Annotated in this window: 15 protein-coding genes and 1 pseudogene; 8 read left to right on the top strand and 8 right to left on the bottom strand. The window is 68.4% G+C overall.

The features are described from left to right. The coding region (locus WAL33_RS02175) for a LysR substrate-binding domain-containing protein (protein ID WP_422178034.1) at window positions 1-770 on the bottom strand (770 nt) is incomplete at its 3' end. Window positions 771-918: 148 nt separating this feature from the next. Between WAL33_RS02175 and WAL33_RS02170 the strand changes: the two genes are divergently transcribed. Next, window positions 919-1,404 (top strand): transcriptional repressor, encoded by a 486-nt coding sequence (locus WAL33_RS02170; protein ID WP_422178032.1) that lies wholly within the window; start codon window positions 919-921, stop codon window positions 1,402-1,404. 59 nt (window positions 1,405-1,463) lie between these two features. On the opposite strand, the gene WAL33_RS02165 is transcribed toward WAL33_RS02170, so the two are convergent. Genes WAL33_RS02165 through WAL33_RS02150 form a run of 4 tightly spaced genes read right to left on the bottom strand, consistent with a single transcriptional unit; the run spans window position 1,464 to window position 5,048 of the window. After that, window positions 1,464-2,102, bottom strand: a complete 639-nt coding sequence (locus tag WAL33_RS02165; protein WP_422178030.1) for an ABC-type transport auxiliary lipoprotein family protein — start codon at window positions 2,100-2,102, stop codon at window positions 1,464-1,466. After that, entirely contained in the window at window positions 2,099-3,037 is a 939-nt protein-coding gene (locus WAL33_RS02160) for an MlaD family protein (protein ID WP_422178028.1), read from the bottom strand. Before WAL33_RS02160 ends, WAL33_RS02165 begins: the two co-directional genes overlap by 4 nt. After that, window positions 3,037-3,903, bottom strand: coding sequence for an ABC transporter ATP-binding protein (locus WAL33_RS02155; RefSeq protein WP_422178038.1), 867 nt, complete (start codon window positions 3,901-3,903; stop codon window positions 3,037-3,039). Before WAL33_RS02155 ends, WAL33_RS02160 begins: the two co-directional genes overlap by 1 nt. 29 nt (window positions 3,904-3,932) lie before the next feature. After that, entirely contained in the window at window positions 3,933-5,048 is a 1,116-nt protein-coding gene (locus WAL33_RS02150) for an MlaE family lipid ABC transporter permease subunit (protein ID WP_422178026.1), read from the bottom strand. Between the two features lie 222 nt (window positions 5,049-5,270). On the opposite strand from WAL33_RS02150, the gene WAL33_RS02145 reads away from it, so the two are divergent. Beyond that, on the top strand, window positions 5,271-6,800 hold the full coding sequence (locus WAL33_RS02145) for a glucan biosynthesis protein G (RefSeq protein ID WP_422178024.1): 1,530 nt from the start codon (window positions 5,271-5,273) through the stop codon (window positions 6,798-6,800). 32 nt (window positions 6,801-6,832) lie between these two features. Here the strand turns inward: WAL33_RS02145 and WAL33_RS02140 are convergent, their stop codons facing one another. Both WAL33_RS02140 and WAL33_RS02135 read right to left on the bottom strand, forming a co-directional pair. Beyond that, window positions 6,833-7,291: a MauE/DoxX family redox-associated membrane protein gene (locus tag WAL33_RS02140; RefSeq protein WP_422178036.1), complete on the bottom strand. Its 459-nt coding sequence runs from the start codon at window positions 7,289-7,291 to the stop codon at window positions 6,833-6,835. 84 nt (window positions 7,292-7,375) lie between these two features. Continuing rightward, window positions 7,376-7,555 (bottom strand): annotated as a pseudogene (locus WAL33_RS02135) (glutaredoxin domain-containing protein); the annotation flags it as partial. Window positions 7,556-7,642: 87 nt separating this feature from the next. On the opposite strand from WAL33_RS02135, the gene WAL33_RS02130 reads away from it, so the two are divergent. From WAL33_RS02130 to WAL33_RS02120, 3 genes are all read left to right on the top strand, one after another. Beyond that, entirely contained in the window at window positions 7,643-8,047 is a 405-nt protein-coding gene (locus tag WAL33_RS02130) for a MerR family DNA-binding protein (protein WP_422178022.1), read from the top strand. 111 nt (window positions 8,048-8,158) lie between these two features. Further along, window positions 8,159-10,399 carry a catalase/peroxidase HPI gene (katG, locus tag WAL33_RS02125; protein ID WP_422178020.1) on the top strand — a complete coding sequence of 747 codons (2,241 nt, stop codon included), beginning with the start codon at window positions 8,159-8,161 and terminating at the stop codon, window positions 10,397-10,399. A gap of 184 nt (window positions 10,400-10,583) precedes the next feature. Then, entirely contained in the window at window positions 10,584-12,095 is a 1,512-nt protein-coding gene (locus WAL33_RS02120) for a methyl-accepting chemotaxis protein (protein WP_422178018.1), read from the top strand. Between the two features lie 47 nt (window positions 12,096-12,142). Here the strand turns inward: WAL33_RS02120 and WAL33_RS02115 are convergent, their stop codons facing one another. Continuing rightward, window positions 12,143-13,198, bottom strand: a complete 1,056-nt coding sequence (locus WAL33_RS02115) for a LacI family DNA-binding transcriptional regulator (RefSeq protein WP_422178016.1) — start codon at window positions 13,196-13,198, stop codon at window positions 12,143-12,145. Between the two features lie 219 nt (window positions 13,199-13,417). On the opposite strand from WAL33_RS02115, the gene WAL33_RS02110 reads away from it, so the two are divergent. The 3 genes from WAL33_RS02110 (at window position 13,418) to WAL33_RS02100 (ending at window position 16,581) form a co-directional block, all read left to right on the top strand. Further along, a complete protein-coding gene (locus WAL33_RS02110; protein WP_422178014.1) occupies window positions 13,418-14,689 on the top strand; it encodes an MFS transporter in 1,272 nt (423 codons plus the stop codon). Between the two features lie 21 nt (window positions 14,690-14,710). Then, entirely contained in the window at window positions 14,711-15,517 is an 807-nt protein-coding gene (locus WAL33_RS02105; RefSeq protein ID WP_422178012.1) for a TrmH family RNA methyltransferase, read from the top strand. Between the two features lie 80 nt (window positions 15,518-15,597). Continuing rightward, entirely contained in the window at window positions 15,598-16,581 is a 984-nt protein-coding gene (locus WAL33_RS02100) for an alpha/beta hydrolase (RefSeq protein ID WP_422178010.1), read from the top strand. Window positions 16,582-16,684 lie beyond the last annotated feature (103 nt).

Here is a 16,684-nt window from a genome sequence, read left to right as displayed (position 1 = left end):
GCCAACGGTCGCAGCACGATGCCGGCGTCCTGCGCCGCTCCCGCCGCCAGTCCCGGGATCAGCGTCGTCCCGTAACCCGCCGCCACCATGTTGAGCAGGGTCGGCAGGCTGGCCGCCCGCAAGGGACCGCCCAGCGCCGCGTCGCCGCCGCAGGCCTCCATCGTCTGGTCGCGCAGGCAGTGGCCGTCGGCCAGGACCAGGATGTCGCGCGCCAGGTCGGTCTCCAGGATCACCGAACGCCCCGCAAGCGGATGCTCGGGGGGCAGGGCGGCCAGGAACGGCTCGGCGAACAGCGGCTGGCTGACCAGGTCCGGCCCGTCAACCTCGGTCGCCAGCAGGGCGGCGTCCAGTTCGTGGGCGCGCAACCGTTCCAGCAGGGCCGAGGTCTGGTCCTCCCAGGGCTCCAGCTCCAGCGCGGGCAGCGCCTCGCGCAGCGGGGCGAAGATCAGCGGCAGCAGATAGGGGGCCAGGGTGGGGATGATGCCCAGCCGGAAGCGTCCCGACAGCGGATCGCGCAGGTTGCGCGCCGTGGCCAGGACGGCTTCGGCCGCGGTCACGGCGGTGCGGGCGTGGCCGATCAGCTGCAGGCAGGCGGCGGTCGGGGCGGCGGTCTTGCTGCTGCGCTCGAACAGCGCCACGCCCATCAGGTCCTCGAGCTTGCGGATTTGCACCGACAGCGTCGGCTGGCTGACGCCGCAAGCCCGCGCGGCGCGCCCGAAATGCTCATGCTCGGCGACGGCCAGGAGGTAGCTGAGATCTCGAAGATTCATAGGCTGAGCCTATAAGGGCGATTGAGATTTGGTGCTTCTCTTTATCACAATGATACGCGAATTATGAGTCAGGACGCTTCTGGCGCGGAGACAAGATCGCGGCGCCGAATGACCGCGATCATCCTCGACGCCTTGGGAGGACGTTTGGATGCCACATACGGTGGAAGCCGTGTTGCGGGAGGAGCTGCGTCGCGCCGGCTTGCCGGGGCACGGCGGGCTGCCGCGCCTGCTGGCCCTGCTGCGCGCCTCGCCGGAGGTGCATCTGACCCTGGCCGAGGTGGCCGATCTGGTCGCCGAGGCCGGCCTGGCGGTGACCTCGGGCGAGTTAGCCCGCCAGCTTGAGCTCCTCGCCGACCACGGGCTGCTCGGCCGGCTGCCGACGACGACGACGGAACTGGTGTTCGACACCGTGCCCGAGCCGCATTCCCACCTGATCTATGAAGAGTCCGAGCAGATCGTGGATCTGCACGTTTCGGCCGACACCGTGCTGGCCATGGTCCGCGACGCCCTGGCCAAGCGGCCCGACAGCGTGGAAATCCTGGTGCGCTTCCGCCGCGGTCCTGGAGCTGGGGGCGAGCCCGTGGTCAGGGGCGTGGCGGACCGGTCTGGACAGGACCCAGAGACGGGTCCGTGAACTATTCTTCCGCCGTCATTCTCGCCGCAAGGGCGGGAATGACGGTTAGAATAGGGGGCTCAGCTCGCCGACACCTTGCCCTCGGCGTCGCTGACCCAGGTCACGATCTCCGACAGCACCTGGCCTACGGCAGTGTCATAGGCCGGCACGATGGCGCCGAGACGATTGTCGGCGGCCTTGACCCGGGCCACGAACACCTGATCGCCGAGCAAGGCGCGGTCGTTGTTGCGGCTCATCACGGCGCGGATCTCGACCAGAACCTCGGGCGGGGCCTTGGGGCCGTTGACATAGTCGGTCTCGAACGAGCGGACCTCCAGGCGCAGCGACATGGCCGCCTTCACGGCCTCGCCGCGCGTGACCAGCCGGGCGCGGCTGTTCTCGCCCTCGAAGGCGCGGGCCACGGCCTCGTCGAACAGCACGATGGCCGGCGAGACCCAGCGGGCGCCGGAGATATAGGCGGCCTCGCCGTCGGTCACCGCCAGCAGACGGTCGCTCATGGCCGAGCGGGTGAAGACCGTCGGAGCCTTGAAGACGCCGAAGCTCTTCTCCGTCGCCGGCCGGGAGCTGGCGACCGCGACATGGCCAAACCGATAGAGGCCGGCCGGCTTGGACTTGGGGAACAGGCTGATGCAACCGGTGAGGGCCACCGCCGCGACGGCGATCGTCAGCGATCGCAGGGTAGTGTGCAGGATGCTCACGGCTTGACCTCCAGTTCCTTGGCGGGCGCTTTGCCGACCAGGGCGCGCGGGTTTTGTTCGACTTCGCTGACCAGCCGGTCCAGGGACTCGGCGGCCGACTGCAGGGTGACGACGGCCGACGACAGCTGGGGCAGGCCGGTGGTGGCGAAGTCGGTGGTCGGGCCTTCCAGCTTGCCGACCATGCCGCGCACGTCCTTGGCCGTGGCCTTCAGCTCGTCGGCGGCGTCGGCCAGATTGTTCAGCGTGCGTTTGACGTCGCCGTTGGCCAGGCCGTTGACCGAGTCTGACAGCTCGCCGATCCGGGTCGAGGTGGCCTCAATGCTCTGCAAGGCCTTCTGGGCGTCGGCGATGATCGCCTTGCGCTCGCGCAGCTCGGCGGTGACCGACTGGATGTCGCTGAGCGAGGCGCTGAAGGTCTTGACGTTGTCATCCGACAGCACGCGGTTGACCCGGTCCAGGGCCTCGATGGTGCGGGTCAGAACCGTGCCGCCGCCTTCCAGCAGGTCGGACAGGGCGCTGCGCTGGCTGCGGATCACAGGCACCTCATCCTTCTTGACCGTCCGCTTCAGCAGCGGCTTGGCGGGCGTGCCGGCGGCGATCTGCACATAGTTCACGCCGGTGATGCCCTGGGGCTCCAGCGTGGCGAAGCTGTCGGTCTTGATCGGCACGTCCGAGGTGACGCGCACCCGGGCGATGACGCGGTTGGGATCGGACTTGTCCAGGGCGATCTTGGTGACCTCGCCGACCTTGATGCCGTTGAAGTGCACCTCGCCGCCGTCCGACAGGCCGCGCACCGGTCCGACGAACAGCACGTCATACAGGTCGTACTCCTGGTTGAAGCTCAGCTTGGCCAGCCAGACGGCGAAGATCAGCAACCCCATGAACAGCATCAGGGTGGCCGCGCCCACCAAGGCGTAGTTGGCGTTTCTTTCCATCAGTTCGTCCTCGGTGTCGTCTCGTGCGCCGACTTGGGTTTCGACGGGGGTTCCGCCGGGGGGGGCGACGGGTGCGTCGCCTTGCCGGCGGCCGCGCGTCCACGCGGCCCCATGAAGTATTCCTGGATCCAGGGGTGGTTGTTCTTCTCCAGCTCCTGGGCGGAGCCGACGGCGACGACCTGCTTGTCGGCGATGACTGCGATGCGGTCGGTGATCTCGTACAGGGTGTCCAGGTCGTGGGTGATCATGAACACGGTCAGGTCCAGGCTGTCGGACAGGTCCTTGATCAGGCTGTCGAAGGCCGCGGCGCTGATCGGGTCAAGCCCCGCGGTGGGCTCGTCCAGGAACAGCAGCTCGGGGTCCATGGCCAGGGCGCGGGCCAGGCCGGCGCGCTTGCGCATGCCGCCCGACAGCTCGGCGGGCTTGAGGTTGCCGGCCCGGGCGGGCAGGCCGACCAGGGCGATCTTCAGATCGGCCAGATGCTCGATCTCGCCCTTGGGCAGGCGGGTGTGCTCGTGCAGCGGCGCGGCGACGTTCTCGCGGACGGTCAGGTTCGAGAACAGCGCGCCCTGCTGGAACAGCACGCCCCAGCGGCGTTCGATGATGTTCCAGCGGTGGCGCGAGGCGGCGGCCATGTCCTGGCCGAACAGCTTGACCGATCCGCCGTCGGGGACCTTCAGGCCGATGATGGTGTTGAGCAGCACCGACTTGCCGGAACCCGAGCCGCCGACGACGCCCAGCACCTCGCCGCGATTGACGGTCAGGTCCAGGCCGTCGTGGATCACGTTCTCGCCGAACCGCGAGACCAGACCCGTGACCCGGATCGGCGGGGCCTCGGCGGTGGAGGGGGCGTCGTCCTCGACCACCCTGGACGGCGCTTGGGGCTTTGCCGGGCTCACAGGTCCAGCTCCATATAGACCAGGGCGAACACCGCATCGATGGCGATGATCGCGAAGATGGCATGGACCACGGCGGCGGTGACCCGGCGGCCCAGCGACTCGACGTCGTTGCCGACCTCCATGCCCTGGCGGCAACCGATGGCGGCGATGACCATGGCCATCACCGGCGCCTTGGACAGGCCGATCCAATAGTGCTGCGCGCCGACGGAATCCTGCATGCGCTGCAGGAAGAAGGTCGGCGACAGGTCCAGCACCGTCCAGGTCACCAGCATGCCGCCGGCCAAGCCGGCCAAGGTGGCCACGAAGGTCAGCAGCGGAATGGTGACCAGCAGGGCGGCGAAGCGCGGCAGGACCAGCGCCTCGTAGGGGTCGACCCCCATCACCTGCATGGCGTCGATTTCCTGGTTCATCTTCATCGAGCCGATCTCGGCCGCGAAGCTGGAGGCCGAGCGGCCCGCCAGCAGGATGGCGGTGATCAGGATGTTGAACTCGCGCAGCACCGAGATGCCGATCAGCTCGACGGCGAACACCTGGGCGCCGAACTGGGTCAGCAGGTTGGCGCCCAGCAGGGCCACGACCGCGCCGATGAAGAAGGTGGTGACCGCGACGATCGGGATAGCGTCCAGGCCCGCGCGTTCGGACAAGGCCACGACCGGGGCCCAGCGGATGCGGCTGGGCTTGACGATGCAGCGGCCGATGGCGACCAGCAGGTGGCCCAGAAAGGCGAGGGTGCCGTAGAGGTCGTCGCCCAGGCCGTAGACGCCGCGTCCGACACGTTCGAGCAGGGCGGTGAAGCCCTTCCGCGGCGGCGCGGCCTCGGGTTCGACCTGGATGGCGTCGTCGACCAGCTTCAGCAGGCGCAGGGTCCGAGGGCCGGCCTTGATCTTGTTTGCGTCGATCCGGCCGTTGGCGGCGCGGATGATGGCGTAGGCTCCGGCGGTGTCGCAGCGGGTGATGTCGCGCAGATCCAGGTCAATGGTCTGGGAGCTCTGCATGGCCTGGACTAGCCGTTCGCCGGCGTCGACCATGCCGCGAGCGGTCCAGTCCCCCGAGAGCACGGCCGTCTTGTGGCCAGCGGTCTCCTCGAGGATGAAATCAGCCGGTGCGCCCATGAAGTCTCGTCGGTCCCTCTGTCCGCCGTCGAACCAAATCAGGCTCCGACTAGACACAAACGTGCCAAGGCCTGGCTTGTTGCCGCGCTTGCTACGCTAGAAATAGGCGGGCGCGTCGCGTCGCGCCAGCGGCCATGTCCAGATCGAAGCGAAACTGCGAACCCTTGTCGCTAAAGGTGCGTTCTATGGCGTGCAACGGGGGCGTTGCTCTAAAAGGCGCGCATGGTCTCCAATTTGGTCAATCGCCGGGCGGCGCTGGGCGGTCTTTCAGTGTCGGCGGTTCTCGCCATGGCCCCCCGTCTGGCCGCGGCGGCGCAGACGCCCGCCGTCGATGATGCGGTGAGCCAGCCGTTCTCCATTGAGGCGCTGCGTGACAGGGCCCGCGCCCTGGCCGCCGTCCCGTACGTCAAGGCGTCCGCGCGGCCGGCCCTGACCGGTCTGTCCTACGACGAATACTTCCGCATCCGCTTCCGGTCGGAGGCCGACCTCTGGAAGGATCGCCGGCCGGCGTTCCGGGCCGAATTCTTTCCGCCCGCCTATCTCTACCCGCGTCCGCTGCCGATCTTTGAGGTGGCGGCCGGCCTGGCGCGGCCAATCGCCTTCGATCCGGCGATGTTCGACATTCCCGGCGAGCACGCCGACGTGGCCAAGGATTGGAATGGGTTTTCCGGCTTTCGCCTGCTGTGGCCGCTGAACCAAGCCGACAAGCTGGACGAGATCGCCGTGTTCCAGGGCGCCAGCTATTTCCGCAGCCTGGGCCGGGGTCAGCGCTACGGCCTGTCGGCGCGAGGCCTGGCGATCGGAGCGGGGGAGCCGAACGAGGAATTCCCCGACTTCACCAGCTTCTGGCTCGAACGTCCGGCCATCGACGGCGATGCGGTGGTGGTTCACGCCCTGATGGACAGCCCCAGCTGCGCGGGCGTCTATAGTTTCACGATCCGCCCTGGCGAGGACGTGGTTTTCGAGGTCGCCGCCAGCGTCTTCCCGCGCACAACCATGACCAAGACAGGCGTGGCGGCCATGAGCAGCATGTTCCTGTTCAACGTCGCCGATCCCTCGCCGACCCAGGATTTCCGCACCGCCGTGCACGACAGCGACGGCCTGGCGATCTGGACGGGGGAGGGCGAGCACATCTGGCGGCCGCTGCAGAACCCTCGCGCCCACCGGCTGAGCAACTTCCCGGACGAGAATCCCAAGGGCTTCGGCCTGGTGCAGCGAGCCCGGGCTCTGGAGGACTTCGGCGACCTGCAAGCTCGCTACGACCTGCGGCCCAGCCTTTGGGTCGAGCCGCTGGACGCCTGGGGCGAGGGCGCGGTGCACCTGGCCGAACTGGCCACCACCAAGGAGAGCGACGACAACATCGCCATCTTCTGGCGGCCCAAGGCGCCCTGGAAACCCGGGACCCAGGTCGACCTGCGCTATCGCCTGCATTGGGGCCAGGAGCGCTTCGCCAGTCCCGACGCCCGGGTGTTCCGCACCCGCAACGGCGCCGACGCCCAGGCCGGGCTGCGCCTGTTCACCATCGACCTGCAGGGCGGCGCCCTTGCCGAGGGGTTGGACGGCGTGGCGATGGATCTCCAGGCCCAGGGCGGCGAGATCGTCTGGCGCGACCTGTCGCCCTATCCCGACGAGGCCGCGGCCCGCGTCGCGTTCGGCGTGCGGCCCAAGGCGGCGAACATCGACCTGTCGCTGCGTCTGATACGAGGCGACCAGACGATTTCCGAGACCTGGCGCTATCTCTGGACGGCGTAGGGGCTGGCCGATGCTCGCAGCGATCCGGCGGCTCACATCATCAGCATCCACACCGCCATGACGATCATCATCAGGTTCTCGGTCAGGGAAACAAAGCCCAGGGGCACGTTCGAAGACCCGCCGACGCAGGCGCATTTCAGGTCCCGCTTGTCGATGTAGACGGCCTTGAAGACCGACACCGCCCCGACCCCGCCGATGAACAGCGCGACGGGGGCCGACAGCCAGGTGAGCACGCCGGCGATCATCAGAAGGCCCGCCGCCGCTTCCGCGAAAGGATAGATGTAGCCGTACCGGACCCATCGCCTGGCGAGCAGGTCGTAGTTCAGGAACATGGTGGAGAACTTCTCGATATCCTGCAGCTTCAGCATCGCCAGCACGACCATGCTGAAGCCGATGAACCATTCGCCAGCCCGCATCGTCAGCGCCGAACCGAACACTGCGTAGCTGGCGGCGAGCGCCATCAGCGCGGTCATGGCGAAGACAGCGATCACCGGCCGGTAGCTGGTCGCTCCAGGTTCGGCGACCTTCTGGCCGAAGTGCCGCCGCAGGTCGTCGTAACCGCCGATCCGCCGGCCATCGATGAACACCTGCGGCGTCGTCTTCACGCCATGCTCGGCCTTGAACGCGTCGGTTTGCTCGCGGGTTGTGAGGGCATGATCCTCGACACGGAAGCCCTCGCGCCGCAGCAGGTCCAACGCCTTGAGGCCGTAGGGGCAGGTGTGCTCAGGCATCACCATGCGGTGCAGCTGGGCGGTCTTGGTCGAAGTTGTCATCTCAGCACTCGCTTGCTGGCCATTCACTTCACCCTATATGGTTCCGTACCATGGTACGGAGACAAGGCCATGAGCAGCATGACCATCGCAGCACTGGCAAAGGCCGGCGGCGTTGGCGTCGAGACGGTCCGATACTACCAGCGCAGGGGGCTGATACCTGAGCCGCCGCGTCCTGAAGGGCCGGGCCTCGGCGGCCGGGTGCGCCGCTACGGCGACGACGAGGTTCGCCGGCTTCGCTTCATCAGGTCGGCGCAGACGGCGGGCTTCACCCTGGAAGAGATCGGCGAACTGCTCGCCCTTGACGCCACTGACGAGCGGGCCCGGGCGAGAGAACTTGCGAACGCCCGAATGGCTGCCCTTGACGCGAAGATCGCGGAGCTGACCGCCGCTCGAGCCGCCTTGGGACGCCTCGCCCACGACTGCGCGTCGGGAACAGCCGGGCCTTGCCCGATCATCAAGGCGTTCGAACCTTAGGCGCCGGTGGCAAACATTGCGCCGTGTCCTGAGTTTCTCTCGCCCGCGCACTGAACCTGAGTGGCGACGCCTATCGCCGCGATAGGAACAATCAATTTTACCTATCGCCGGATGAGGGATGACTTGGCCTCCTGGGGCGTCGAGAGCCACAAGCCAACCGGAGGAACAGCGATGGATGGGAATGTCGAGAGCGGCGTTCAAGGTCAGTGCCCCGTGGGGCGCGGCGGCGGTCGAAGGAACCGCGACTGGTGGCCGCAGAACCTTAGTCTCGAAAGCCTCAACCAGCATTCGCCGCGGTCCGATCCGATGGGCGAGACGTTCAACTACGCCGAGGAATTCAAGAGCCTCGACCTGAACGCCGTGATCGCCGACCTGCACGCGCTGATGACCGACTCCCAGGATTGGTGGCCCGCCGACTTCGGCCACTATGGCGGCCTGTTCATCCGCCTGGCCTGGCACAGCGCCGGCACTTACCGCATCAGCGACGGACGGGGCGGCGCGGGCGGCGGGCAGCAGCGCTTCGCCCCGCTCAACAGCTGGCCGGACAACGCCAATCTCGACAAGGCGCGCCGGCTGCTCTGGCCGATCAAGCAGAAATACGGCCGCAAGATTTCGTGGGCCGACCTCTATGTGCTGGTCGGCAATGTCGCCCTGGAGTCGATGGGCTTCAAGACCTTCGGCTTCGGCGGCGGCCGGGCCGACACCTGGGAGCCGGAAGAGCTGTATTGGGGCCCTGAAGGCTCCTGGCTCGGGGACGAGCGCTATAGCGGCGAGCGCCAGCTGCATCCGGCCTTGGGCGCGGTCCAGATGGGGCTGATCTATGTCAATCCCGAAGGGCCCAACGGCAATCCCGATCCCGTCGCTTCGGCGCGAGACATCCGCGACACCTTCGCCCGGATGGCCATGAACGACGAGGAGACCGTCGCCCTGATCGCCGGCGGCCACACCTTCGGCAAGACCCACGGCGCGGGCGACCCGTCGTTCGTGGGCGTCGAACCCGCGGGCGGCGAAATCGAGGACCAGGGCCTGGGCTGGCGCAGCAAGCACGGAACCGGCATCGGCGCCGACGCCATCACCGGGGGCCCAGAGGTTATCTGGACCCAGACGCCGACCAAGTGGAGCAACCACTTCTTCGAGAACCTGTTCAAGTTCGAATGGGAGCTGCACCACAGTCCGGCCGGCGCCAAGCAGTGGCGGGCCAAGAACGCGCCGGCTGATATTCCCGACGCCTATGACCCGTCCAAGAAGCACGTGCCGCGGATGCTGACCACGGACCTCGCCCTGAGGTTCGACCCCGCCTACGAGAAGATCTCGCGCCGCTTCCTCGAGCATCCTGACCAGTTCGCCGACGCCTTCGCCCGCGCCTGGTTCAAGCTGACCCACCGGGACATGGGTCCCAAGCCGCGCTATCTCGGCCCCCTGGTGCCGCGGGAGACCCTGATCTGGCAGGACCCGATCCCGGCCGTGGACCATCCGCTGGTCGATGCCCAGGACGTCGCCGCGCTGAAGGCCAAGATCCTGGCTTCGGGCCTTTCGGTGTCCGAGCTGGTGTCGACCGCCTGGGCCTCGGCCTCGACCTGGCGCGGCTCGGACAGGCGCGGCGGCGCCAACGGCGCGCGCATCCGCCTCGCGCCGCAAAAGGACTGGGAGGTCAACGACCCGCCCGTCCTGGCCAAGGTGCTGAACACGCTGGAAGGCGTCCAGAAGGACTTCAACGGCTCGGCGGCCGGCGGCAAGAGGATCTCCCTGGCCGACCTGATCGTGCTGGGCGGCGCCGCGGCGGTCGAGAAGGCGGCCAAGGACGGCGGGACGCCGGTGACGGTTCCCTTCACACCCGGACGCGCGGACGCCTCGGCCGAGCAGACCGACGCCGATTCCTTCGCGCCGCTCGAGCCTCTGTCCGACGGCTTCCGCAACTATCGCCGCGAGGGCGTGCAGTTCATGGCTCCCGAGGAGGCCCTGGTCGATCGGGCCCAGCTTCTCCGCCTGTCCGGACCGGAGTTGACGGTGCTGGTCGGCGGGCTGCGGGTGCTGGGCGCCAACGCCGGCGGCTCCAAGGCCGGCGTGTTCACCGACCGCCCGGGCGTGTTGACGAACGACTTCTTCGTCAATCTCCTCAATATGGGCACCACATGGAGCCCGACGGCGGTCAACGCCTTCTCAGGCCATGACCGCAAGAGCAGTCAGGCCCGCTGGACCGCCACGCGCGTTGACCTGATCTTCGGCTCGCACGCTGAACTGCGGGCCTTCGCCGAGGTCTATGCCTGCGCGGACGCGGGGGAGAAGTTCGCCAAGGACTTCGTCAAGGCCTGGAACAAGGTCATGAACGCCGATCGCTTGGACCTGAACTGACGGTCGACGATCACCGTCGCCGTTGAAAGCGTGGGGCGCCGTTGGAAGACGGCGCCCTGACGTTTTGGGCGTGCAGGCTGGCCGCCGCCGTCGCTCGTTCGATCGAGGCCGCACTTCAAGCTCGGTTAACAGAATCCAGTCACCGCTGTTGGCCAATGGATTTCTGTGACTCGGGGCCTGCCGCATGAGCGCCAAACACCAGCTCGACCAACGTCTGAGCTTCATGCGGTTTGACCAAGGGGCGCGATCGGCGCTGCAGGCGGCCAAGCCGGCGCTGGACGAAGCGATCCCGGGGGCGCTGGACAGCTTCTATGAACAATTGGGCGGCTTCGCCGAGACGCGCGCCCTGATCAAGGATGGCCGCAGCGAGGGCGCTCACGCCCGACAGGTCGCGCACTGGCGGCGAATGCTGTCGGGCGACCAGGGCGCCGACTATCTGGCGGCGGTGGAGCGCATCGGCCAGTCCAACGCGCGCGCCGGCCTGGAGCCGCGCTGGTCGATCGGCGGCTACGCCCTGGTGCTGGACAAGCTGATCCACGCGGTGCTGGGCAAGTCGTCCAAGCGCGGCCCTTTCGGTGGCGGCAAGACCGACAGCGGTTCGGCCGAACAGGTCTCGGCCCTGGCCAAGGCGGTGTTCCTGGACATGGATCTGGTCGTCTCGGCCTATTTCGCGGTCCTGCTGGAAGAGCGTGACCGCCTGGAGGCCGAGCGTGAAGCGGCCGAACAGCAGCAGGCCGCCGCCATCGCGGCCCTGGGCGTGGCCCTGTCGCGACTGGCGGCCGGCGATCTTTCGGTCCGCATCGAGGGCGCGCTGTCGCCCGAGTTCGACCGCCTGAAGACCGATTTCGACAATGCCGCCGCAGCGCTGGACAAGGCGATGAGCGCGGTGTCGCGAGCGGCCCTCGGCATCCGGGCCGGAACCGACGACATCGCCCGCGCCGCCGACGACATGGCCGAGCGCACCGAGCAACAGGCCGCGACCCTGCAACAGACCGCCGCGGCCGTCGAGCAACTGACCGCCACGGTCGAGCAAACCGCCAAGAGCGCTAAGGCCGTCTCGGCCCAGGTCAGGGAAGCCGCCGACGACGCCCAGGCCTCGGGCGTGGTGGTGACCCGCGCCGCCGAGGCCATGACCCAGATCGAGGCTTCCTCGACCAAGGTCTCGCAGATCCTGGGCGTGATCGACGAGATCGCCTTCCAAACCAACCTGCTGGCCCTGAACGCCGGCGTCGAAGCGGCTCGCGCCGGCGACGCCGGCCGCGGCTTCGCGGTGGTCGCCCAGGAAGTCCGGGCCCTGGCCCAGCGCTCGGCCGACGCCGCCAAGGAGATCAAGACCCTGATCGCCGATTCCAGCCGCCAGGTGGGCGAGGGCGTGGATCTGGTGGGCCAGACGGGCAAGGCCCTGCGCGGCATAGTCGAGAAGGTCGGCGTCATCGACAGCCTGGTCGACGAGATCGCCGCCTCGGCCAATGAGCAGGCCTCGGCGCTCGGTCAGGTCAATGTGGCCGTCAATCAGCTCGACCAGGTCACCCAGCGCAACAGCGCCATGGTCCAGCAATCGACCGAGGCCACTCACGCCCTGCGCACCGAAGCCGCCGACCTGTCCAACCATGTGGGCGGATTCCGCACGGGTTCGACGGGGGGCGAGCATCGGGCTCGCGAGCGCGTGGCGGCTTTCGCCCGGGCGGGACGCTAGCCAAGATCGATTGGGGACAGGCGCAGGCGCCGGTCCCCAGCGGCCGCTCACCCCTTGGGGGGCGCCGTCGAGGCCCGATGGATCAGGGTGAAGGGCAGCAGTTCGTCACGCGGGCGCTGCCCGGATTCCGAATGGCGGGCCACGCCGTTGATCAGCATCTTGGTCGCCAGGGTCGACATCTCCACCAACGGCTGGCGGATGGTGGTCAGCTGCGGCCGGCTGAGGCGCGAGACAGGGCTGTCGTCAAAGCCCGCGACCGAGACGTCGCCGGGGCATGAGAGGTCGGCCTCCGCCGTCGCCGCCAAGGCGCCCAGGGCCATTTCGTCCGAGCTGGCGAAGATCGCCGTCGGCCGCTCGCCCAGCGCCAGCAGATCCCGGGCGGCGGTGTGGCCGGACTCGAAGGTGAAGTCGCCCTCGCGGATCCAGGCCTTGTCGACCTTCAGGCCGCGAGCCTTCATCGCCGTCTCATAGCCTTCGCGCCGCGCCTGGCTGGCGCCGTAACGTCTGTCGCCGGTGATGAAGCCGATGCGCTTGTGGCCCAAGTCAATCAGATGCTCGGTCATCTCGCGGGCGGCGGCGACGTCGTCCATATGCACGCGCGGGCCCAGGCCCTCGGGCTTTTCCGGACCCAACCGCACATAGGGCGTGCGGGCCTTGTCGAGCAGCTCCAGAACCACGTCGTTGTCGCAGGACGGCGGGGTCAGGATCACGCCGTCGGGCTTGAGCGCGGCCAGCAAGGCGCCGACCTCCTGGCGCACGCGCGGGCCGTCGTGGTCGATCAGTTCGACCAGCAGGTGGTAGCCGGCCGTGCGGGTCTCGACGGTCGCGCCCAGCTGGATGCGCTGCAGATAGTCCGAGCCGCGTTCGCTGCGCCAGTGGTCCAGGGTCAGGGAGGCGTCGACGAAGACGGCGATCACGAACGAGCGCGAACCGGCCAGGCTGCGGGCCGACAGGTTGGGCGCATAGCCCAGGGCCCCGGCCGCCTCGAGCACGCGCTCGCGCATCTGCGGCCGCACGTTGGGTTCGTTGTTCATTACGCGGGAGACAGTCTTGATCGACACATCGGCGCGCGCCGCCACGTCATAGATCGTCACCGACGCCATGGGCCCGCCTGGTTGCTGGGGTCCTGATTGATTGGACTCATCCTCATCTGGCCAGCCTAGAGCAACTGGGCGGCATAAGGCGACGCTCCCGATTCAAAAAAGCACGGTCCAAAGCCGCGTCACGAGCTTTGCCGCCTCTGACGGCTTGTGTCCCTCGATGCGGAAGGCCAGTGTCCGAGCCAATCACGGCGAAGACCGCGTGTGTGACGGGGAGGCGTGATGACGACGGCGGAGGCGATCGGAATCGACAGGGCAAGGCCGACCGTTCCCGTGAAGCCCAGCTTCATCGGCGCCTTCACCCTGGCCCAGATCGGGGCCTATGTCAGTTTCATGCCCCTGATCCAGGTGCTGCTGCCCCTGAAGGCCGAGGCCATCGATGCGGGCAACAAGGCCGTGGTGCTCAGCCAGGTGGCGGTTCTCGGCGCGATCACCGCCAGCTTCGCCAACCTGCTGGCCGGCGCGATCAGCGACCGGACGACGTCGCGCTTCGGCCGTCGGCGTCCGTGGATGGTGGTTGGCGCGCTGGGCACTGTCGCTTCGTACTTCCTGATCATGATGGCCCAGAGCACGGCCCATCTGATGGTCGGGATCGTCTGTTTCCAGCTGGCTTTCAACATGCTGTTCTCGGCCCTGCTGGCGGTGCTGCCGGACCGGGTGCCCGACGCCCAGAAGGGCAGGGTGGCGGCCTTCCTCAGCCTGGGTCATCCGATCGGCGCCATGGCCGGGGCCATACTGGTCGGCGGCATGCTGGTCAGCGAGGCCTCGCGCTATTTCGCCATCGGCGTGGCGCTGCTGGTGGCGATCGCCCCGTTCGCCCTGGGCCTGAACGACCCGCCGTTGCCGCGCGGCGAGCGGTCGCCGTTCGCCTGGCGCAACTTCCTGGCGGGGTTCTGGATCAATCCGCGGGCCCATCCCGATTTCGCCCTGGCCTGGGTCAGCCGGTTCATGGTGCTGGTCGCGATCACCCTGACCCAGTGCTACATGCTGTTCTACCTGCAGGACGCGCTGCACTATTCGGACCTGTTCCCAGGTCGCCGCGCCGAGCAGGGCATGGCCTTGCTGACCACCGTGGCCACCTGCGCCAACGTCACCTGCGGCATGCTGGGCGGCATGCTTTCCGACCGCCTCCGGCGCCGCAAATTGTTCGCGGCCGGCTCGGCCCTGGTGCTGGCGGGGGCGATGGTCGTCTTCTCGCTGGTGCCCGGCTGGCCGATCGTGGTGGTCGGTTTCGTGATCTTCGGCTGCGCGGTGGGCTGCTACTACGCGGTCGACATCGCCCTGGTCAGCCAGGTGCTGCCCTCGCAGTTGAACGCCGGCAAGGACCTGGGCGTGATCAACCTGGCCAACACCTTGCCCCAGGCCATGGCGCCGATCCTGGCGATGTGGGTGCTGGGGCCGGCCCACGTCAATTATCACGCCCTTTATCTGGTGGCCGCGGGCCTGGCCGCGGCTGGCGGTCTGGCCATCCTTCCGATACGGGGCGTGCGGTAAGTCCCTTTTCGCCGAGGCCACGTGCCAAACCTGATCCCCATCGACGATCCGAACGATCCGCGCGTGGCGGCCTATCGCGACATCAAGGAGCGCGACCTGGTCGGCCGCCAGGGGCTGTTCATCGCCGAGGGGGAGACGGTGCTGCGGGCCTTCGTCCGTGACGCGCCCGAACGCGTCCAATCGCTGCTGATCGACGGCAAGCGCGCCGACAAGCTGGACGAGGTGTTCGCGGGGCTGCCGGCGGGCGTTCCCGTCTATGTCGTCGGCCAGGCCGTGCTGGACGCCATCGCCGGCTTCCACCTGCATCGCGGAGTCCTGGCCGTGGGCGCCAAGCCCCAGCCGCTGTCGGCCGACGCACTTCTCGCCGAGGCCGGCGAGCGCGCGGTGGTCTTGGTGCTGATGGGCATCGCCAACCACGACAATCTGGGGGGCATCTTCCGCAACGCCGCGGCGTTCGGGGTCGATGGGGTGATCCTGGACGGCGACTGTTGCGATCCCTTCTATCGCAAGGCCATCCGGGTCTCGATCGGCGCCACGCTCAGCGTGCCGACCGCCTGGCTGGCGCCGGGTCAGGACGTGGTCGCGCTGCTGGAGCGCCACGACTTCCAGGGCCTGGCCCTGAGCCCGGCGGCCGATCAGATCCTGGCGCGGCTCGACCCGCCGGCCCGCGCCGCCGTGCTGCTGGGAGCGGAGGGACCGGGTCTGGCCCAGGCCGTCATGGACCGCGTGCGCACCGTCGGCATCCCGATGGCGGGCGGCTTCGACTCGCTCAACGTGGCCACGACCAGCGGGATCGTGCTGCATCACCTGAGGTTCGCGCGGACCTGATCCTGCGACCGATGACACCGGTGACTTGCCGTGGCCGGAACCCCGCCATAGGGTCCGTTCGCGTCGCTTTGGGAGGTCGTATGTTCAATCGTCGGGGAACCCTGGCCACCTTGACGGGCGGGCTGCTGACATCGCTGCTGGCGAGCGCCGCCCAGGCCAGGCCGGCCCAGTCCGTGAAGGTTCCGATGGATCCGACAGAAGTCCTGCCCCTGTGGCCTGGCGACCCGCCCGGCTCGGCCGGCGTCACGGCGGTCGAGACCCTGGTCGATCGCACCGTCGCCGGCGGCCTGCGCGACCGCGCCACCACCCACACCCGCAAGCCGACCCTGACCGTCTTCCGTCCGCCCCAGGCCAACGGCGCGGCCGTGGTGCTGATGCCCGGCGGCGGCTACGAGCGCGTGGTCAGCGACAAGGAGGGCTTCGAGACCGCCCGCTGGCTGGCCGACCGCGGCTACACCTGTTTCGTCCTGCTCTACCGCCTGCCCGGCGACCAATGGGGCGCGGGCCCGGACGCCCCGCTGCAGGACGCCCAACGCGCCGTGCGCCTGGTCCGCTCGAAGGCCGCGGCGATGAAGTTCGACCCCGCGCGGGTGTCGATCATGGGGTTCTCGGCCGGCGGGCATCTGGCCGCCAGCCTGACCACCCGCTTCGACGCCAAGGTCTATGACCGGGTCGACGCCGCCGACGACCTGTCAGCCCGACCCGACCTGTCGGCCCTGATCTATCCGGTGGTGTCGATGGTCGACGGGCCGGTCCACGGCGGTTCACGCAAGCAGTTGCTGGGCCTGACGCCGACCCCCGAACAGATCGCGCTCTATTCGCCCGAACAGAACGTCACCGACCGGGTCCCGCCGGTGTTCCTGCTGCACGCGGCCGACGACAAGACCGTGCCGGTGGCCAACAGCCTGATGATGTTCACGGCCCTGAAGGCCAAGGCGATCCCCGCCGAGCTGCACGTGTTCGAGGAGGGCGGCCACGGCTTTGGCCTGCGCGGCATCGTCGATAAGCCGGTCGCCGCCTGGCCGGGCCTGTTCGAAGCCTTCGCCAAGCGGCACGGGATCTGAGGGGCTGCCGACCTCTAGTCGCCTTGCGTGGTCCTCGTCCTTCGACAAGCTCAGGATGAGGACCAATGCAGGCTCGGGGGCATTCGAAAACCTCATCCTGAGC

The sequence above is a fragment of the Caulobacter sp. genome, assembly GCF_049283275.1.
Taxonomy (GTDB): Bacteria; Pseudomonadota; Alphaproteobacteria; order Caulobacterales; family Caulobacteraceae; genus Caulobacter.
Note: the sequence above shows the minus strand (reverse complement) of the source record. Positions and strands in the feature narration are given on the sequence as shown.

Excerpts from the sequence above, each read along its gene's own strand:
- WAL33_RS02100 (WP_422178010.1), top strand. The coding sequence starts at position 15,598 with ATGTTCAATCGTCGGGGAACCCTGGCCACCTTGACGGGCGGGCTGCTG.
- WAL33_RS02130 (WP_422178022.1), top strand. The coding sequence starts at position 7,643 with ATGAGCAGCATGACCATCGCAGCACTGGCAAAGGCCGGCGGCGTTGGC.
- WAL33_RS02145 (WP_422178024.1), top strand. The coding sequence starts at position 5,271 with ATGGTCTCCAATTTGGTCAATCGCCGGGCGGCGCTGGGCGGTCTTTCA.
- WAL33_RS02115 (WP_422178016.1), bottom strand. The coding sequence starts at position 13,198 with ATGGCGTCGGTGACGATCTATGACGTGGCGGCGCGCGCCGATGTGTCG.
- WAL33_RS02110 (WP_422178014.1), top strand. The coding sequence starts at position 13,418 with ATGACGACGGCGGAGGCGATCGGAATCGACAGGGCAAGGCCGACCGTT.
- katG (WP_422178020.1), top strand. The coding sequence starts at position 8,159 with ATGAGGGATGACTTGGCCTCCTGGGGCGTCGAGAGCCACAAGCCAACC.
- WAL33_RS02160 (WP_422178028.1), bottom strand. The coding sequence starts at position 3,037 with ATGGAAAGAAACGCCAACTACGCCTTGGTGGGCGCGGCCACCCTGATG.
- WAL33_RS02150 (WP_422178026.1), bottom strand. The coding sequence starts at position 5,048 with ATGGGCGCACCGGCTGATTTCATCCTCGAGGAGACCGCTGGCCACAAG.
- WAL33_RS02120 (WP_422178018.1), top strand. The coding sequence starts at position 10,584 with ATGAGCGCCAAACACCAGCTCGACCAACGTCTGAGCTTCATGCGGTTT.
- WAL33_RS02170 (WP_422178032.1), top strand. The coding sequence starts at position 919 with ATGCCACATACGGTGGAAGCCGTGTTGCGGGAGGAGCTGCGTCGCGCC.